General features: G+C 39.9%; 13 protein-coding genes. 11 read left to right on the top strand and 2 right to left on the bottom strand.

Translation table 11 applies throughout. From position 1 onward, the window contains the following. Positions 1–7: 7 nt before the first annotated feature. Entirely contained in the window at positions 8–3,154 is a 3,147-nt protein-coding gene (locus tag WNY79_RS10545) for a CusA/CzcA family heavy metal efflux RND transporter (protein WP_342875827.1), read from the top strand. Positions 3,155–3,240: 86 nt separating this feature from the next. On the opposite strand, the gene WNY79_RS10550 is transcribed toward WNY79_RS10545, so the two are convergent. Next, complete coding sequence (locus tag WNY79_RS10550) at positions 3,241–4,491, bottom strand: TMEM143 family protein (protein WP_170072684.1); 1,251 nt, start codon at positions 4,489–4,491, stop codon at positions 3,241–3,243. 195 nt (positions 4,492–4,686) lie between these two features. On the opposite strand from WNY79_RS10550, the gene WNY79_RS10555 reads away from it, so the two are divergent. From WNY79_RS10555 to WNY79_RS10570, 4 genes are all read left to right on the top strand, one after another. After that, positions 4,687–5,271: a VTT domain-containing protein gene (locus WNY79_RS10555; protein WP_024600650.1), complete on the top strand. Its 585-nt coding sequence runs from the start codon at positions 4,687–4,689 to the stop codon at positions 5,269–5,271. Positions 5,272–5,369: 98 nt separating this feature from the next. Further along, a complete protein-coding gene (locus tag WNY79_RS10560) occupies positions 5,370–6,275 on the top strand; it encodes a GGDEF domain-containing protein (protein ID WP_342875828.1) in 906 nt (301 codons plus the stop codon). A gap of 164 nt (positions 6,276–6,439) precedes the next feature. Next, a complete protein-coding gene (locus tag WNY79_RS10565) occupies positions 6,440–7,801 on the top strand; it encodes a hypothetical protein (RefSeq protein ID WP_076925304.1) in 1,362 nt (453 codons plus the stop codon). Between the two features lie 126 nt (positions 7,802–7,927). Further along, complete coding sequence (locus WNY79_RS10570; RefSeq protein ID WP_342875829.1) at positions 7,928–10,576, top strand: DUF2339 domain-containing protein; 2,649 nt, start codon at positions 7,928–7,930, stop codon at positions 10,574–10,576. Between the two features lie 102 nt (positions 10,577–10,678). On the opposite strand, the gene WNY79_RS10575 is transcribed toward WNY79_RS10570, so the two are convergent. After that, positions 10,679–14,119, bottom strand: a complete 3,441-nt coding sequence (locus tag WNY79_RS10575; RefSeq protein ID WP_342875830.1) for a PAS-domain containing protein — start codon at positions 14,117–14,119, stop codon at positions 10,679–10,681. Between the two features lie 412 nt (positions 14,120–14,531). Between WNY79_RS10575 and WNY79_RS10580 the strand changes: the two genes are divergently transcribed. The 6 genes from WNY79_RS10580 (at position 14,532) to WNY79_RS10605 (ending at position 20,688) form a co-directional block, all read left to right on the top strand. Beyond that, positions 14,532–14,795 carry a DUF4212 domain-containing protein gene (locus WNY79_RS10580; protein ID WP_007377498.1) on the top strand — a complete coding sequence of 88 codons (264 nt, stop codon included), beginning with the start codon at positions 14,532–14,534 and terminating at the stop codon, positions 14,793–14,795. Positions 14,796–14,805: 10 nt separating this feature from the next. Next, positions 14,806–16,530: a sodium:solute symporter family protein gene (locus tag WNY79_RS10585; protein WP_076925307.1), complete on the top strand. Its 1,725-nt coding sequence runs from the start codon at positions 14,806–14,808 to the stop codon at positions 16,528–16,530. A gap of 123 nt (positions 16,531–16,653) precedes the next feature. Continuing rightward, positions 16,654–18,492: a putative nucleotidyltransferase substrate binding domain-containing protein gene (locus tag WNY79_RS10590; protein WP_342875831.1), complete on the top strand. Its 1,839-nt coding sequence runs from the start codon at positions 16,654–16,656 to the stop codon at positions 18,490–18,492. Between the two features lie 15 nt (positions 18,493–18,507). Beyond that, positions 18,508–19,131 (top strand): 3'-5' exonuclease, encoded by a 624-nt coding sequence (locus WNY79_RS10595; RefSeq protein WP_024603713.1) that lies wholly within the window; start codon positions 18,508–18,510, stop codon positions 19,129–19,131. 58 nt (positions 19,132–19,189) lie between these two features. Next, the gene (locus WNY79_RS10600) at positions 19,190–19,882 is read left to right on the top strand and encodes a hypothetical protein (protein ID WP_197186096.1); all 693 of its coding nucleotides are present in this window, start codon (positions 19,190–19,192) and stop codon (positions 19,880–19,882) included. Between the two features lie 77 nt (positions 19,883–19,959). Continuing rightward, positions 19,960–20,688, top strand: a complete 729-nt coding sequence (locus WNY79_RS10605) for an SIMPL domain-containing protein (protein WP_342875832.1) — start codon at positions 19,960–19,962, stop codon at positions 20,686–20,688. The last annotated feature ends 199 nt before the right edge of the window (positions 20,689–20,887 follow it).

A 20,887-nucleotide genomic window follows, 5' to 3' on the forward strand; every position in this document is an offset into this window, starting at 1 on the left:
AGACAGCATGATTAACTGGATAGTTTCTTTTGCGGTTAAACGCCGCATGATGGTGCTTGCACTAACGCTTTTATTTGCAGGATTTGGCGTATACAACACACAAAACTTAGCGGTTGACGCCGTACCCGATATTACTAACGTGCAAGTGCAAATAAATACCAAAGCGCCTGGTTTTACCCCGCTTGAGAGCGAGCAGCGCATTACCTATTTAATCGAAACTGCGATGGCGGGCATACCAAAGCTTGATTATACTCGTTCGATTTCGCGTTATGGGCTCTCGCAAGTAACCGTTATTTTTAACGAAGGCACCGATATTTACTGGGCGCGCCAGCAAATTAGTGAGCGTATTCAAAGTATTCGCTCAGACTTACCTGCCAATATTGAGCCAAACTTAGGGCCAATTGCCAGTGGCCTAGGGGAGATTTTTACTTACTCGGTGCATGCAAATAAAGACGCATTAAAAGGCGATGGAACCCCATTTAGTGCAGAAGACTTACGTACTTTGCAAGATTGGGTTATTCGCCCGCAGCTTTTAAAAGTGAAAGGCGTTACCGAAATAAACAGCCAAGGTGGCTTTGAGCGCCAGTACCAAGTAGCGCCAATGCCCGAAAAACTACTCGCTTACAAGCTCACGCTAAGCGATGTTATTACTGCTCTTAAATTAAATAACAGTAATCAAGGTGCCGGATTTATAGAGCGCTTTGATGGGCAATATTTAGTGCGCTCACCAGGGCAATTAAAAAGCATTGATGATATAGCCAACACGGTTGTTGCTAAGCGAGATGATGCACCCGTTCGCATAAAAGATGTGGCCAACGTGCGTTTAGGAAAAGAGCTCAGAACAGGCGCAGCCACTTATAACGGTGAAGAAACCGTACTCGGTACTGCCATGATGTTAATTGGCGAAAACAGCCGCATAGTTGCAAAAGCCATGGCAGATAAACTCAAAGACGTACAGCTAAGCTTGCCTGAAGGTGTTGTGGTTGAGGCTGTTTATGACCGTACAACTCTTGTTGATAAAACCATAGAAACTGTAAAAACTAATCTGTTTGAAGGCGCGGTGCTGGTGGTTGTTATTTTACTGCTACTACTGGGTAACGTAACTGGCGCATTGATTACGGCAATGGTTATTCCACTCAGTATGTTATTTGCCATTACAGGCATGGTGGGTAATCGGGTATCGGGTAATTTAATGAGTCTAGGCGCAATCGACTTTGGTTTAATTGTTGATGGCGCTGTTATTGTGGTTGAAAACTGCCTGCGTCAACTCGGTATGGCTCAGCATAAACATGGCAGGTTGCTTACATTAAACGAGCGTTTAAATGTGGTAACCGCCGCCACTAAAGAAGTGTTCAGCCCTGCAGTATTTGGCATTTTAATTATTATGCTGGTGTATTTACCGTTATTTGCACTGAGCGGGGTTGAGGGCAAAATGTTTCAGCCAATGGCATTTACCGTTGTAGCCGCACTAGTTGGCGCACTTATTTTTGCCGTTACCTTTGTACCTGCCGCTATTGCGGTATTCGTACGTGGCAAGGTGAGTGAAAGCGAAAATGCAGTTATGCGTGGTATTAAAAAAGGCTATAAACCGCTACTTGGTCTATCGCTTAAGTTACCGTGGGTGATGGTATGTATTGCGGGTATTTTAGTGATTGCACTTGGCTTTAAAGTTAAAAATATGGGCGCTGAGTTTTTACCGCAGCTAGATGAAGGCGATATAGCCATGCATGCACTGCGTATTACCGGTACCGGTATTGAGCAATCGGTAAAAATGCAAAAAGAGCTAGAGCAAGCCATTTTAGCCATACCTGAAGTTGAAAAAGTATTTTCAAAAATTGGTACGCCCGATGTAGCAAACGATCCGATGCCACCTAACGTTGCCGACACTTTTTTAATGTTAAAACCGCGCGATCAATGGCCAAATCCTACTTTATCTAAAGAAGAACTCGTTAAGCAAATTCGCCATTTAGTAAATGAAGTGCCAGGTAATAACTATGAATTTACGCAGCCGATAGAAATGCGCTTTAACGAGTTAATAGCCGGTGTGCGCGCCGATGTTGCAGTGCGTATTTATGGCGATGACTTATCAACATTAAAACAGTACGGCGAAAAAGCCACAGCCTTGGTGCAAAACATAACCGGTGCAACCGATGTACGCCTTGAACAAATGGAAGGTTTGCCAACGCTTTCTGTAACGCCGCTTCGCGACCATATGGCGCTACTAGGTTTAACCGTAACCGATATACAGCAAAGTGTGAGCGCTGCGGTAGGCGGTGTGCAAACAGGGCTTATTTTTGAGGGCGATAAACGCTTTTCGTTATTAGTGCGTTTGGATGAACGCTGGTCTAGGGATATAACACAGCTTGCGCGTTTGCCGGTGGCAGTGCCAAAAAGTGCTAACCCAGACCTTGCATTTGTACCGCTTGGCGAAGTGGCGACAATCAGCATTGAAAAAGGGCCTAATCAAATAAACCGTGAAAGCGGCAAACGTAACGTAGTGGTAACTGCAAATGTAGAGGGGCGCGATTTAGCAAGCTTTGTAAGTGATGCGCAGGCGGCTTTAAATTCAGATCTTAATTTACCAAGTGGTTATTGGATTGAATATGGCGGCACGTTTGAGCAATTAGAATCAGCAAGTAAGCGTTTATCGCTGGTGGTGCCGGTTACTTTATTACTTATATTTGGCTTATTGTACAGCGCCTTTGGATCGCTGCGTGATTCGTTAATTATATTTAGCGGCGTACCACTTGCGCTTACCGGTGGCGTGCTTGCGTTATTGCTACGCGATATGCCGTTATCAATATCGGCAGGCGTTGGCTTTATCGCGCTAAGTGGCGTAGCCGTATTAAACGGTGTGGTTATGCTGTCGTTTATTAAACAATTAAGAGCCGATGGGCTTAGTTTAATTGATGCGATACAAACCGGTGCACTTTCGCGCTTGCGTCCAGTATTAATGACCGCTTTAGTGGCAAGCTTAGGGTTTGTCCCTATGGCGCTAAATACAGGTACTGGCGCTGAGCTACAAAGACCACTGGCAACCGTGGTAGTTGGCGGTATTATTTCATCAACTCTACTTACGCTATTAATATTGCCTGCACTTTATAAATTAGTGCATGCGAAGTTTAATAAGCAAAAAGAGGCTGAATTAGCTTAAGTATTAGCTATTAATAGTGTAATCAAAAAAGCAGCTATAATTATAGCTGCTTTTTATTTGGGTAATTATTTAGCAAAAATACTACATTAATTATACTGAAACAGGTTATCCCAACGTTCATCTAAAATAGCTTTTGCATGGTCTAAACTTAGCGCGTTATACACTTCATTACCTTCTATTTCGTTACTACATGTTACCAAACGCATACGTACCAGCTTTTCAAGTGCATCGCTAATTTCAAAATCAAGATCGCACTGATATTTGCTTTTAAACCAATGCTCTATTTGTTCATCAAGCGTTTGTGCGGTTAAGCCACTTTCTGATTTTAATAAAAAAGTATAAGCAAGCAGGGCTTCTTTTATGTCTTCTTCTTCGGCAGCATCAATAAGCGTGTGAAAAACACCCGCGTTGTTATCGAGGTTTTTAAAGTAGAGATTATCGCTAAGCGCTTTCATAAATTTAATTTTACGGTTTTTAAACTTACTCCATTCTTTAAAAATAAAGCTGCCAAATACTCCCATGCCAATAGCAAAGGTAATAAAATGTTGTTGGGTCATTTCTACAGCTTCACTTCTAAAGCCACCCCAAAAAGCAAACAGAGCAAGCAATAATACAATTGATGCACCAAGTTTGGTAATAAGTACCACTGCACCGCCAACTAAAGCCGATGAGCCAATAATTGCTTTATCGATAGGGCGCATGCGTACTTCACTATTAGGAAATAGCATTTCGAGATCGGCCTTTGGTACATTTTGAAACAGCTTTACTATGGTTGAACTTGGCTCAAATCCCATTGGCGTTTTATTTTTAGCTTTAAAATAAGCGCTATCTTTAAAGCGAATAAACACAGCAACACGGTCGTAATTAGTAAAGTGCAGCGGCTTTTTACGAAGGCCCCAAAAGCTGGTAATCGTTTCAGTGAGTTGCGACTCGCCACGGCGATAAAATACGACTTCTTCAAAGTCGTCAAATTCAACTTCAAGGCGCACCTTAAATAGCGACTCTTCATTTAATGCATCTTGTAAGTCTTCATTGGTGATCACTTCAAAATTAGCGGCATTAAGCACCTTGGCAAAATCTTTAGCAAACTCACGTTGGCACTGCGCTTTTTGATCAGCCGATACTGGCGCTAACGATCGCGTGTCACTGTTGGGATCAAAAGGGGCGTAGTTGTTTTTAAGTGATTCAAGTGTTGCGTGGTAATCGTAATGAATAAGGCTTGCTAGTAAATCGCAAAATTGTTTAAACGATGTTTGTTGTGTGTTGTTATTGAGCTCTTGGCTACACATATCAACAATATCTTGCTTTCTAAAGGGAATAAAACGCGCACTTTGCATAAATTAATAACTACTGTGATAGGGAATCTAACTACATGCGCACATAATAAAATATTATTATAGATATTACTAATTTGTTAATGCATTAGAACCTGATAAATTTAGTACACTGTTTTCAGCGTGTATTAACCTAAATATGTAATTATTAGCTCATTGAATACTCTTGTTCTTATTTATAAGTGAAAAGGATTTACTATGGCCATTCAAAAAAAGCTAAAAGAAAAAACACGTAATTTTATTGATTCTAAGCATATGCTTAGCGGTATTACAGTGGCGTCGTTTTTAGAGTCAACCATAGTTCCTATTCCACTTGAGGCTGTATTAGTACCGCTAATGCAAGCTCGTAGAGAGAAGCTATGGCTTATCGCGTTAATGGCGACTTTAGGTTGCATAGTGGGTGCATTGTTTGGCTATGCGTTAGGTTATTATTTATTTGATGCGGTTGGCGATTGGATTATTAATACGTTTTCGAGCCCTGAGCAATTTGAAAACGTTAAACAACAAATGCAAGATCAAGGTTTTTGGTTTGTAATAACACTGGGCATAGTGCCTATTCCGTTTCAAATAGCGATGCTTGCAGCAGGCGCGACTAAGTACTCTATTTGGCTATTTTTATTGGCTTCGGGTATCGCGCGTTCTATTCGTTACTTTGGCTTGGCCATTATTGTTTATTATGCAGGTAATGAAGCAGAGCGAATCATTAGCAAACATAAAACTAAGGCTATGATTGGCATTACTATTTTAGTGTTGGGATTGTGGGGACTTAGTACCGTAGTTTAAGTATAAATTTGGGGGTTATTGTGGGTTTTATCTTCGCGAGGGTTTTTATTATTGTGCTATAGTTTTTAAATGAAGTACTGAAAAACCTAGCAATTAATATGATTGAAACTGTAAAACTTACCGTTAAACTTTCTAATTTTTATAAAATGCCTTTGATCAATAAAGTTTTAAGTTTAGCTTTATTGATCTATATTGCTATTTTTTCAGCCTACTCCCTAACTAACTTCCCTCCCTTGCAAGTTCAAAATAATGTTTACGGTTTTACTACCGATTTTATTAATTTAATTGTACTTGTATTTTTATTTTGGATGGTCCAATGCTCTGAACTATCTAAGCAGGCATATATTTTTTCTAGTTTAGGTTTATTACTTTGGAGTATTGGAGCTACTGCTGATGTACTAGATGAGTTAGTTGTGCAGCCTTACTGGGTAAGTATTTATTTTGAAGACTTATGCAGAACCAGCGGCATGCTTTTAACTTCCTATGGTTTATTTAAAACGATGCGCTTTGTACAAAGTATCAATAACCGATTAGCACGTGAGCTAATTATTGACGATTTAACTAAGGTGCATAACAGACGTTATTTTTATCAGCACGCTAAAGATGCTCAGCTCTCACCTTTCGTTATTTTAATTATCGATATAGACCACTTTAAAGCAATTAATGATGAATTTGGTCATGATGTAGGTGATGCAGTGCTTAAAGAACTAGCAACTAAATACGACAATGCTTTTACGTATAAAAATAAATTTGCTCGCCTCGGCGGTGAAGAGTTTGGCGGCTACTTGCCTACAAATAATATGATGCAAGCGTGTAATTTTTCAAAACAATTAATTACCATTGCGCACACCATAAGTGTTAAAAATTCTCGCCACTTAACAGTAAGCATAGGTGTTGCAATGCAAACGCCTAATGAGCCTTTAGATAAAGTAATGAAACGCGCTGACCAAGCTTTATATTTAGCTAAAAAGAATGGTCGAGATCGTTTTGAAGTTGCCCCGTAAGCGTTTTTAATTATATAAAAACACGTCCTTATTCTTTGCACATTTACTACACTTTTTAACGTTTTCGTAAGGAAATGTCAGTGAGGGTAATGCTTTGTAAATCATGAAATTAAAATAGAATGTTTGGGTCATAATGGAGATATTAATAATAAGGAATAACCTTAATGACCAACTCCCTTTTAAAAGCTGCATTACCCTTAAGTCTAATTACTATTTTGTCGGGCTGCGGCTCTGATGATAGCTCAAGCTCTACAGGTTACATCCAATTGTATAACGGCTCTTACAATAGCCCATACACGCGTTTGTTTGTTGAAGAAACAGAGCGTTCAGGCGCTGATTTTGCCGATGTAACTACTCGCCATAACTACAGCACAGGTACTTATGATGTAAGTTTTGAATACCTAGATGCTAACGACAGCTATATAACAATTAGCGACCAAGAAATTTCTATTAAAGGTGACAAAACACAGTTAGTAGTAATGAGCGGCAACTTCGATGAACCTACATTTACAGAGCTTAGCGTACCTATCACAAGCGATACGGGTGAGTTTAACTTAGGGTTTTATAATATTGCAGGGGAAGACACTAACTACGATATTTACTTAGCAACTGATGATGGCGTATTTGAAAGCGCGACACTTTTTTCATCGGCTCAATATTTAAGTGAGTTAGACCTGCAAAGCATTGATGAAGGTTATTACACTATTTATATAACTCAAGCGGGCAGCAGTGATGTTGTGTACGAGTCGTCATCTGTTTATTTATACGACGAAGCAAGCTATGTAGCAATGATCCGCCCAAGTTATGCAACAGAAGAAGGCGGTATTACGCTTGATGTAGTAACCGATAATAATTACGTTACTGAGCTTAAGCACCAATCTGCGTTGGGGCAATTACGTTTTATAAATACGATTGATGACTACTCGCCAGTTAGCTTTTCGGCTACACGTGGCACAACTGTAAATACAACAAATACAGTCGCTAGTGATTCGTATACAGACTATGTTGAACTTTCGCCTAATAGTTACAGCGTAGCGATGTACGACGAAGAAGGCACAAAGCTTGCCGATAACTTTTTAATGACGCTAGAGCGTGAGCAAAGTGCGGTGGGTATTTTTTATAACGACGTTGATAACGGTCTACGTATGATGAGCGTTGAAGAAAACCTAACGCCAAGTAGTTACAGCCATACGGTATCGGTTGTAAACCTAATTGAAAGCTATGCAGGACAATCGGTTTCAGATGTTGATGTGTACTTTACACTTAACGGCGAAACGGTAGATGACACCAGTAACGTAGTTGATGGTTTAGATAGATACGATCAAGAAGAGCAGGTTGTAGATAACGAAGTTTACACTGTTTATGCTGTATATGAAGACAACGGTCAGCAAATTGTGCTTATTCAACAAAGCGATATGGACTTTACACAAGAGGGTAATTACATATTGATTTTAGAGCATGATGAAACAACAAGCTCAGGTTATAAAATGACCCTAGAGCGCACTATCACCGATAGTGTTGAATAACCCTAAATATATTAAGTAGCGTAAAGCCTAAGTACTTTAAGTGCTTAGGCTTTTTTATCGAACAAAATTTACCTACTTATTAATAATTAGGTACACTCAGGGCATAATAATTAATAAGAGTGTGCCATGGATGATTTAGTTGGGTTAGCCGTTATAGTAATACTGGTTGTAGTTGCCGGTGCTATTTGCGGCTTAATAGCGCTAGTGCAGTTAAATGGATTAAAACAAGAAGTTGCTGTTTTAAGGGCCAAAGTAACACACTTACAAACACATAAACCGATATCGCAAAGTGAACCTCAAAGCGAAGCATCTACTGCTCAGGCAGCGCTTTCAAGGTCTGAGCCAATCGCTGCTTATAAAGCACGGTCAAACTTAACGCCCCAAAGCGTGTCACCACCTGTAATAAATCAGCCATCAGCACCTCCTAAAAAAGCCAAACCAGCTAAAGCATCAGCCATAGAATTACTCTTTAATAAACTACGCGCAGGGTTTGAAGAGAACTGGATGACCTGGATAGGCGCAATAGCGCTTGCGTTTGGGGGCATATTTTTAGCTAAATACAGCCTAGAAGCTGGATTACTCTCGCCAGTAATGAGGTTGAGTTTAGGCGGCTTATTTGGGCTTAGCTTAATTGCAGCCGCGGCTTATTTACATCATAAACGCATTGTATTTGAAGGCTTTAATAATTACATACCCGCAGCGCTTGCAAGCGGCGGGTTTATTACCTGTTTTGCTTTAACGCTTTTAGCTTACAGTAGCTACGATATGCTTAGTCCTACCGTGGCATTTTTTGCACTGGCAGTTATTGCGATTAGTGCAAGTGCGATGGCGCTTAGGTTGGGGCCATTATTGGCTGTATTAGGTATTATTGGCGCTTATAGTGTACCAATATGGGTTAGCACTGGCAGTGGTAACTTGTTTGCATTATTTATGTATGTTGGCTTTGTAAGTTTGTCGGCTGCGTTAGTTGCACATAAAGTACAGCGAGCTTGGTTGTGGTATTTATTATGGGCGGGGCACATTGGCTGGTATTTAGTTGGTTTTACGCTACTTAAAATTAATACCGTTTGGTTAATGGGGACGTTTGCTTTACTTAGCATTGTAGGGCTAATTGCTATACCGCGATTGGGCTTAAAATTGAGTGTTATTGAGCACCGCCCGCACAGTTTAAAACGCTTAATTAAAGTGCTTCCAGATCACCTCTTATTACTCGCTTTTATAGCGCCCTTAATATTTACCATGTTAATAAGTCACTTTGATATGCAGTGGCAAACAATCGGCGTGTTATGTATTGTATTGGTGTTGTTTTTAGTACTTAAAAATAGCCGCTGGGATATTTGGCAGGGCGTAGCATTAGTTATTTCAACGCTATTAGTGATAGGCGCTGAACGCACGCATCTTTCGCCAAACCTATTTGATGACGCACTCTTTATATTCAAAAATGAGTATGGTTTGGGTTTATTACTCGGATTGTTACTTACCGCTTTTGGGCTCTATTACGGCAAAAAACAGATTAAGCGTTTAGCCTTTCATATTACGGGGGCATTTAGTGCATTTGTAATGATAGCTACTTTATATACGCTTATTCCTAATTCTGCGTTAAGTACTGCATATCCACTTTGGGCCGTTGTATTGTTTGTAGTAGCGGCTATTTTAATAAAGCTCGCGCAGCATAATACAACGCTATTTCAGCGTTTTACTTATTGGGTAGGCGCTAATGCCAATATTACGTTAGCAATTACTATGCTACTAAGTGACAGCGGATTAACCATCGCACTTGCTGTGCAAGTATTACTTATAAGCGTACTTATTAAACGCTATAGCGTGCCTATGCCGCATTGGCCTATAAAAGCCTTGGTTGCTGCGTTATTACTGCGCCTTACGCTTTCATCTTGGACGCCAAGCTACGATGCGCTAACCGTATTTGGTTTGCATTGGAGTATTGTGGTTTATCCGTTATGTATTGCGTTATTTTTTGCCGCAGCTAAGTGCTTTGACTCATCAAAACTTAAAATATGGCTGGAAGGTGCAGCGCTTCATTGTTTAGCGCTTTTTATTACCACCGAAACAAGTTATCAGCTAGTAGGGCATTATCCGCAATTTGATTCACTTAACTTTTACGAACAAATACTCCTTACCTGTAACTGGCTGGCATTAGGGTGTGTGTACTTACACAGAGCAAAACTTGCCGGTACTTTAGCTAAGTTATACCAAGTGGCGGGCTTTGCACTTGCGGGGTTAGCAGGGGTTTTTGCTATTAAAACACTGCTTGACGACAACCCATTATTCGAATCCCTTTACATAGGTGAGCTGCCAATATTTAACTGGTTATTACTATTGTGGCTAGTACCTGCAGGATTAACGCTTTGGCTGGCCAAGCTTGTAAAACCAATAAATGCTAAAGCTACGCCATTTATATTGGCCGTTGCGGGTGGCTTTATATTATTGGCAATAAACAGCTTTATTCGTCAATACTGGCAAGGTCCTTACATTTACTTATCAAAAGGCGCAAGTAATGCAGAGCTTTATAGCTACTCTGTCATTTGGTTAGTAATGGGTGCGGGTACTGTTATTTTTGGTCATTTAAAAAACCAGTTATTAATACAAAAAGTAGGCTTAGGCTTACTAGCTGCAGTTATTGTTAAAGTGTTCTTAATTGATATGGCTAATTTGGAGGGGTTGCTTAAAGCGCTTTCGTTTATTGGTTTAGGGCTTTCGTTGGTGGGACTAAGTTGGTTGTTCCAAAAGCTTAGAAGCCGAGTAAATCCAGTTTAACTTTATGAACACTTTATAATGCAAAGCCCAGTGAAGATACTGGGCTTTTTGTTTTACGCTATTATTTGATAGCTTTTAACTAGAATACTTTTAACTAAAATATTATGTACTGTGATTAAGCAGTGCCTTTAGTTTGCCCGGTTTAATTGGCTTACTTAAATAATGAATATTAGCGGCTTTGGTTTCTTGTTTAAGCTCGGTGTCGCGCACTGCGGTAATTAAAATAGCGGGTACCTGGCTTTGCCAAATTTCGCGCAGAGTTTTAATTAGCGTTATGCCATCGCAGTCGCTACCTAATTGATAGTCCATTAAAATAACATCGGGTGCGCGGTTTTGCTTAGCATGCGCCAGTACATTATCTACGTTATCAAACAGGGTGTAATTAGCTTGCCACTTTTTAAGTAAGCTTGCCATTGCGGCTAGGTTTTCAGGGTCGTCATCCACGGCAACAATATTAATTGCTGCACGGTTTTCTATTAGGCTGTTTGTCGTACTTTTTTGTTGCACAAACTGCTCATCGCCATAAGGTACTTCAATACTAAAACGGCTACCTTTATTAGGCTCAGAATGAACATCAAGCGGCAAACTTAATAAGTCAGCCATACGTTTTACAACACCCAAGCCTAAGCCTACGCCTTTGTTATCGCCCGACTCAACACGGTAAAAGTCGTTAAATATTTTAGCTTGCTCAACTTCGCTAATACCTGGGCCTGTATCCCATACTTCTATTCGTAAATTGTGTTTACGGTTTCTACAGGCAATTAATACACGGCCGTTATCGGTGTATTTTACTGCATTAGAGACCAAGTTTTGAATAATTCGGCGCAAATAGGTTATATCGCTGTGCACAATTTGCTGGTGTGAACGCACACTAAGTTTAAGCCCTTTATCACTTGATAAAATAGCGTATTCACTTTGCAGTGGCGCTAAAATATCTTCGATATAAAAGTGGCGAGGGGTTGGGGTCATAGCGCCTTGTTCTAGCTTGGCTATTTCAAGTAATGCCGACATTAAATGCACGGTTGAATCGAGACTGTCGCCTAGTTTTTCAAAGCTGTTTTGGTTAGTGCTGTCGAGTTGCTTTTCGTCAATGGCAGCAAGGTATAAACGTGCTGCGTTTAACGGCTGTAAAATATCGTGGCTCGCCAGTGCTAAAAAGCGCGTTTTACTGTCGTTGGCTTGCTCTGCTTCTCGTTTGGCTAAAGTAAGTGCTTGCTCGGTTTGTACACGGCTATCTATTTGAGCTTGTAAGTCTCTATTAATGGTTTGCACTTCTTGAGTTCGCGCTTCTATGCGGTTTTCAAGATCCATGTTTACTTCTTCAAGCGCATTTTGCGTACTTATGTGATTGGTAATATCCGAAAAGCTGGTAACAAATCCGCCATCGGGCAGCGGATTCCCAATCATTTCGTATACTTGGCCATTACGACGGTGGCGAATAAAGTGATGCGAGCTGCCGTATTTTAAATGCTGCACACGTTTTTCTACTTGGCGCTCTATTTCGCCAGGGCCACATTCGCCGCGCTCTGCGTTGTATCTAATAATATCCTCTATGGGTTGGCCTACTTCTAAAAACCCTTCAGGGTAGCCGAACATTTCGCTGTAGCGCTTATTCCAAGCCACTAGCTTTAAATCTTTATCAACAACCGAAATACCATGACTTAAATTTTCGAGTGAGGTAAATAACAGGTTTTGATTAAACTGCAGCGCTTGTGTGGTCTCGTCAAAAAAGTTTACAACTTCTTCAAACGCCATGCGCTTACCCGACGATACCGTGTGTATTAATGCTTGAGCCGACGATGCGCCCAGCACGCCTGTTAAAGCGCGTTCGCAGTAGGCTATAAATTCAGGCTCTGGGTGTGCGTTATTATCGCTTAAGTGATGGGCGAGTGCGTAATGGGCCAATACTTGTTGGCTGCGCTGAATACCTAAAAAGGTTTGTAGGAGTATTTTAAAGTCGTAAACAGTGGCTTTTACGTCTTTATTTAAGCGCCTTGATAAAATAGCCTGATCTTTAGGATTAACAAAAGCAGCTGCCTGAATTTTATCAATTAAGCGCTCCTCAGCCCCTAGTGAAAAACTAATATAACAACCAATATTGGCAAACAAAGCTATTAAGGTTCCACGCGTGATAAGTGTTTGTTGTAGCTCGCTATCAAGGGTTGTGCCGGCATCGAGTATTGGCAGCATTAGAAATAGTATCCAGCAAATAAAGCCAGCCACTAAACCTGCATAAACCCCATAAGCATGACCTTTTCGCCAATATAAACCACCCACAATAGAGGGCAGTAATTGTGTAACAAGTGAAAAAGCCACCAAGCCCATACTTGCCAGTGCACTGCTGTGGCCAAACCATTGTTGATAGAAATAAGCCAAAATTAATATGCCTGCAATAGCAAAGCGCCTTACTAGTAAAATACGAGACTTATAACTGGTGGTAATTAAGTTGCGTTTAAATTTACGACGTAGCATTAACGGTAATACCACATCGTTTGAAATCATCGTGCTCAACGTTAGCGTGGCTACCACTATCATTGCAGTAGCGGCAGATAAACCGCCTATAAATACAAAGGTGGTTAAAAAGGCATTGTCGTTAATTAAAGGTAGGGCAAGTACAAAGCTGTCGGGTGAATAGCCACTGCCAATTTCAGGATGAATAGCCGCTGTGGCAATAGGTAAAATCATTGCGGCGGTTAATAGTAAATACAGCGGAAAAGCCCAGCGAGCGGTAAGTAAGTGACGTTTATTTTGATTGTCGACCACGGTTACATGAAACTGACGTGGTAAACATATAATAGCCGCCGCAGCCATTAAAGACTGACCAATAAAGTTAAAACTAAAAAAGTTAAAGTTAGTCCAGTGATCCCACATCGATTCGGTTACCTTATTTGCAGCGGTTTCGGGCAAGTTAAATAGTGTAAATACTGCAAGTCCAGCAACAGCAATAAGGGCAATCAGTTTAATCATTGATTCAAATGCAACAGCAAGCATTAACCCAGAACGATATTCAGTTACATCAACCTTGCGTGTACCAAAAAATATGGCAAACAAAGCCATAATTAATGTGGCAGAAAGCGCGAGCATATCACCGGATATTTTAGTACTACTTTGCAGCAGTAAAAAGCTGGTACTGAGCGCTTTTAATTGCAGTGCAATGTAGGGAATAGTCGCTAGTAACGCGATTACAGTAACCATAATCGCCGTAGTTTGGCGTTTGCCGTAACGAGCTGAAATAAAATCGGCAATAGTGGTTATATTTTGCTTTTTACTTACTAATACCAGTTTACGTAAAAACCCTTGGCCGAAAAAAAACAACAATGCAGGGCCAAGTAAAATGGGTAAATAACTCCAACTGCTGGTGGCCGCTGTACCTACCGAGCCGTAATAAGTCCACGACGTACAATAAATGCCTAATGACAGTGAATATACAAAAGGATGGTGGCTAATACGCTTTGCCAAAGGTGTTGTTTTATCGCCCCAGTTGGCAAGCCAAAACAGCACACCTATATAACTTAAAGCAACAATAATGAGTACGGCAGTCATGTTGTTATTAAACCTTATTATTTTAAATAGTGCCTCAACCCTATGAGGAATTAACACAATACCAGAACTCCTAGCGAGTGTGCGTGCAGATTTTTATTTCCAAATGGTATTTGTTTTTCAAGTTGTTGAATTTAATTGGTTAAATTTAAATTTGTAATTATATTAGACTAATGTCGCAGTATTAACTAATTTGTAACATTTCCTGTATTTTAAATATCCATAAATGATTAACTTTATGTAATTAAAAGGTTTTTGGTTTTTTAAATAAAATTCAATCTGCAGTTTACGTAAACGTTAACAGGCTGTTACGACTATGGTCTCAATTCAATATTTAACCAGCGTTGCTAAATTGGTAAGCGAAGATAAAAAACCACTCATCGCGATATTGCGGTGCTTAAAGGGGAAAACAAAAATGGCTTTTAAAGATGAAGAACAAGCAAAAGCTTATTGGGCTGAAAACATTTCACTGTTATTTAAACTATTAGCAGTGTGGTTTATCGTGTCTTTCGGCTTTGGCATATTACTGGTTGATGTACTTAATGAAGTGCGTTTTTTTGGGTTTAAACTTGGCTTCTGGTTCGCCCAGCAAGGCGCGATTTATACCTTTGTTGCTTTGATTTTTGTGTACGTTTTCAAAATGAATACGTTAGATAAAAAATACGGCGTAGACGAATAGGAGCTAAGCAATGGATGTTCAAACACTCACGTTTATAATTGTTGGTTTAAGCTTTGCGCTTTATATCGGCATAGCAATTTGGGCCCGAGCGGGTTCAACTAAAGAGTTTTATGTAGCAGGCGGCGGCGTACCTCCTCTTGCTAATGGTATGGCAACGGCTGCCGATTGGATGAGCGCCGCGTCGTTTATTTCAATGGCGGGTATTATTTCGTTTGCAGGTTACGATGGCAGTGTTTACTTAATGGGGTGGACAGGTGGTTATGTACTATTAGCCATGTGTTTAGCGCCTTACTTACGTAAATTCGGCAAGTTTACTGTGCCAGACTTTATTGGCGACCGTTACTATTCACGTACCGCGCGTTTAGTGGCAATTGTATGTGCCATATTCATTTGTTTCACTTACATTGCAGGGCAAATGCGTGGTGTAGGCGTGGTATTTTCACGCTTTTTAGAAGTAGAAATTGAAACCGGTGTTTACATTGGTATGGTGATTGTATTTTTCTACGCCGTACTTGGCGGTATGAAAGGCATTACCTACACGCAAGTAGCGCAGTACTGTGTACTTGTATTTGCATACCTTGTACCAGCCATTTTTATCTCGATGATGATGACGGGTCACTTCTTCCCACAAACAGGTTTTGGTGCCACATTAATTGGCAGCGATGGCGTGTACGTACTTGATAAACTGGACGGTCTAAGCGCTGAGCTTGGTTTTGCACAGTACACCGAAGGCTCTAAGAGCATGATTGACGTGTTCGCTATTACTGGTGCATTAATGGTAGGTACTGCTGGTTTACCACATGTAATTGTTCGCTTTTTCACTGTACCTCGCGTAAAAGACACGCGTATTTCTGCAGCATGGACTCTTGTGTTCATCGCGATTGTTTATACCACAGCACCAGCGGTTGCCTCGTTTGCTCGTGTAAACATGATTGATACCATAAACGGTAAAGATGGCAGTGGTACAGAGTATGCAGAAGCACCAGGGTGGATTAAAAACTGGGAACGCACAGGTTTAATTACATTTGATGATAAAAACGGCGATGGCAAAATGTTCTACACGGCGGGTAAAATCACCGATCCGAACAGTGCTAACGAAGTAAACGTAGACCGCGACATTATGGTATTAGCTAATCCAGAGATTGCTAACTTACCAGCGTGGGTAATCGCACTTGTAGCTGCGGGTGGTATTGCCGCTGCACTGTCTACAACAGCAGGTTTACTACTGGTTATTTCAACCTCTGTTTCGCACGATTTACTCAAGCGAACTCTCAAGCCCGATATTACCGACAAGCAAGAGTTACTTGCAGCGAGGTTGGCAGCCATGGTCGCTATTGTTATCTCCGCGTACTTTGGTATTAACCCGCCTGGATTTGTGGCATCGGTAGTGGCATTTGCATTCGGCTTGGCGGCAGCGAGTTTCTTCCCAGCAATTATTATGGGTATATTCTCTAAAACAATGAACCGCGAAGGCGCAATTGCAGGCATGGTAACGGGTATTGGCTTTACCGCTGCGTATATCATTTTCTTCAAGTTTGTTAGCCCAGAGCTAAACAGCCCTGAAAACTGGTTCTTAGGTATTTCACCTGAAGGTATTGGCTTAATTGGTATGATTATTAACTTTGCAGTAGCTGCAATTGTTCTTAAGTTTACTAAACCTACACCAGTTGAAATTCAACTAATGGTTGAAGGTATTCGTAACCCTAAAGGATCGGCTGAAGCGCATGACCATTAGCCACAATTTATAAGTTACAGTTTAGAAAACATAAAGCACCAAAAGCCCGACTTTAGTCGGGCTTTTTATTTGTTTAATAAATAAGTACATTGGTGTTGTGTATACTTTTTAATGAGTACAACAATGAGTGTAGAGCAACAAGAAATAGCCCAATACGTTTGTTTGCAAGCGCCTTTTACACTGCTTGATAGCAGCGCATACGAATATTTTGTAAATCATCTTGATATTATTTACCTCACCCGCGAAAACCAAACGCAGTGGTTACAAAGTGAAAACCCTAAACTATTTTTAATTCGCTCTGGTTTGTACGACCTAGTTGATGGCAAGGGGGATGTTGTTACACGCTTAGCGCAAGGTGATTATTTTGGTTTTCCGTCGCTGTTAACCGGCGAAGCAATTCAAAATAGGTTAGAGGTACAAAAAGAAGGCATAGTGTATATGCTCTCTCAAACGCATTTTGATTATTTACGCCGAGAATACAAATCGTTTGAGCAATATTTTGTACGCGCTCATGCTAACCGGTTGTTGTCATCGCATTATAAAAGTAAAAACGATAGTTGGTCTGAACGTAAAATATCAGAGCTGATGACCCGCACAGCAATTACACTTTCGCCCGATGCAAGTATTAGGCAAAGCGCTAAAAAAATGAAAGAGCATGGTGTCTCGTCAATAATGATAACGCAGCACGCACACTTAGTGGGAGTTGTGACTGACCGCGATTTACGTAATCGAGTACTTGCTGACGAGGTAGACCCACAAGATGCAGTCAGCAGTATTATGACCGCCAAGCCCAAGTTTATATTTGAAAATAACCGGGTGTTTTCGGCGCTGCACTTAATGCTTAAATACAATATTCATCATTTGCCCGTGCTCGACGAAAACCATAACCCGATAGGAATGATAACCAGCACCGATTTACTGCGCCAACAAAAAAGTGACCCCGTACAGCTTATTGGGCGCATATACAAAGCGCATACTGTTACTGATTTAAAACGCTACGCAAAAGAAATCCCCGAACTTTTGCGTGGTTTTTCGTACAACATTGACGACATATCGCTAATTGGTAAATTACTGAGTGGTTTAACTGATGCGCTTACATCGCGCCTTATTCATTTATTTCAAGAAGAGCATGGCGCAGCGCTAACCAGCTTTAGTTTTATTTGCTTTGGCTCGCAAGCACGAGAAGAACAAACCCTGCATTCAGATCAAGATAACGGCTTATTACTTCCAAACGACTTAACTCCCGAGCAACACGCTTACTTTAAAAGCATGGGGGAGTTTGTATGTGAAAACTTAGTTGAATGCGGCATTAGGCGTTGCCCAGGTAATATTATGGCAAGCAGCGATGAGTGCCGTATGAGCGTAAACGACTGGAGCGAGCGATTTTTTAAATGGATAAAAAGCCCAACGCCTGATGCAATGCTTAACTGTAAAATATTTTTTGACCTGCGATTTATTGAAGGCTCAAATACTTTATACACCGCTTTTTGCGAGCAATTAATTCGTATATCGCGTAACGACTTATTCTATGCCGCAATGGCAACCGACATAAGCAGCAACAGCGTGCCAATTGGTTTATTTAATAAATTTAAAACTGAAAAAACAGATCAAAATAATAAATATATAGATTTAAAAAAACGCGGTGTCGTAATTATAAATGACATAGTGCGGTTATACGCTTTAAAAGCGGGTATTAGGCGCGCCAACACACAAGAGCGGTTGGACGCACTACTAAAGCATAAACTGATCAGCAAAGAAGATATATACAACCTAAAAGACTGCTGGCGGTTCTTAACGCAGCTTCGCTTGAGTACACAAATAAACGAAGAGGGTTTACCGAGTAATTGTATTAACCCTAATAAATTAAACTCATTAGAGCGCCATCAACTAAAAGAAGCGTTTTACCTTGTTAAACAAGCGCAGCAAGCCGCCGCGTTTAAGTTTGCTCGCGGCAGTTTATAATGATGGATTACTAACATGGTAAAAAAGCTGCTCACTCGGTATTTAAAGCGCCGTAAATTACTAGGCAAAAATGCCTTACAACAACGTTATTTGGTGATTGATTTAGAGCTCACTGGCCTTGATGCAAAACAGCACGAAATTGTATCACTAGCGTGGGTGATAATAGATAACCAATGTATAAAAATGAGCGAGTCGCAGCACCTTATAAATAAAGACGTAAAAAGCCTTGAGCAAAGTCCTGTTTTTCATGGGATTAGTGATGATGCTATAGCAAAAGGGCAAAGCCTAAATAGTATATTAACGCAGTTAAGCAGACATTTTAGCGACTGTATTTTAGTGTTTCATAATGCCATGCTCGACTGGGGATTTTTAAAAATAGCGCTTAAAAATGCCAATATAACGATACGTCCCAAACTCATAATCGACACACTCCATATTGAACAAAAGCGCTTACTTCATCATTCAACTGAAATAAAACAAGATGATTTAACCCTAAATGCCTGTCGCACACGTTATGAGTTACCGAGCTATCATTGCCATCATGCCCTTACTGACGCACAAGCGACCGCCGAGTTACTGCTAGCCCAGTGCCATCAAATAAGCCGTGGCAAAGAGTTGCAGTTGAGGTCAATAATTTAACAAAACTACAGCATTTACTAATTACTTTGTTAAGATAAAAATTTTAAAAGGATTTATTATGGTAATTGAAGCCGCCAGTAAGTATTACAACCAGTTAAACAATGACCTTAAAGCAGTTAAAAAATACATTCATAATAATTTTGGTGTGTTTCTTACTATTCTTTACTTACTGGGTAGTTTGTCAGGTGTCGTGTATCTTTACGTTTTACTTAATAACTTCTCGATTGATGTATTCAACTTCATTGAAATAAGTGACTTTTTACTGGCACTGATTTCAAATCCTTTACTTATTACTCTTTATACTACGCTCATCGTTATAACTGCTATTTATTTCAATTGGCGCTCAGGACACACACCAGACCCTAGTAAAACAAACATTTTAAAAAGACTTTATTATGGCTTTTGTTACCCGTACTATTTATTAAAACCTAGTTATACAGCGGTATTATTTTTAGCACTTATAATACCTACATACCCTACTATATTGGCGCATTTTCATAGTAAAGATATAGTAAACGAAAAAACAATGAGTTATCACTTATCATTAAATTATCCAATTGCTCAGAGTAAAGTAACTCAACTTCAAAATGTTCAAATAGTAGCCTCAACAATTGGGAATTTATTTGTTTATGATAATAAACAAGATAAGTTACTTATTATTTCACAAGAAAATATTTCAGCATTAATACCTAACCTACACCAAGAAAAAACGATTAAGCCAAAGTCAAAAGCTGCATCAAGCACACAGTAATTAAACATTCGCAGAAATACTATTGACTGTTATTTATTAACGCATAACTCAGCATGGCACTTTATTCAGGGCAAATTATGAAACTCATTACCACTATTTTTCTAACCTTATTTCCTCTTATCACTTTTGCCAATTCAAGCTTACCTATAAGCCGTCAAATTTCGGTTCAAGGGACTGCAGAGGTGATTGCCAATCCTGATATCGCTAAAATACTATTTCAAATTATAAGTATTAAAAACGAACCTTTAGCAGCTAAGAACGATCTTGATAATAAAGTTAATTTACTAATTGACGGACTAAATCAATTTGAAATAACTGCCGATGATGTAGCTGCCTCAAGTGTTAAAGTTGAAAAAACGGGTATGGATTACATTGAAACAGGGCATCAAGCTCCCGCTGAATACGCAGCTATAAGGACCTTTGAAGTAACACTAAAAAACATTGAAAGAGTGAATGATTTAAGTGATTTTTTATTGAATTTAAAAGTAAATGCGATTCAAAATACTGAGTTTTTATCTTCAAAAGCTGAGCTGTTACAAGCACAAGCCACACAACAAGCACTTAATAACGCAAAAGAAAAAGCAAATGTACTTGCTAAGTCCTTTGGTACAAAAGTGGGTGAAGTACGCACTATTAGCTCAACTCAAAAAAGCGTTTACAGTGGCTTTGGTGCAGCGGTTAAAAAAATAGATAGAGTAAATCCAATGAGCGATTCATTTCCTAAAGCTTGCAAAAATTATTTACAGCAAACGATAAGCTTTAAATCATCAATAAACGTGGTGTTTGATTTAGAAGTAAATGATTAAGTTAGGGCGTGTTTTTCTTTCGATGTTGAATTTGCAGCGGTATGTTTGGTATTAAAGCAAGGCAGAGCCTATGGTGTGTGGTTATTCCACATAAGTAGGCGATAACACAGCATAAATACCAAACATGCGCTGCCCTTTGGGTTCGTCCTAGGGACAATTCACTCTTTGTTGCTCGGTTTTTACTTAGCCCACTAGGTTT

Source organism: Pseudoalteromonas sp. AS84 (assembly GCF_038900255.1).
In the GTDB taxonomy this organism is placed as follows: Bacteria; Pseudomonadota; Gammaproteobacteria; order Enterobacterales; family Alteromonadaceae; genus Pseudoalteromonas.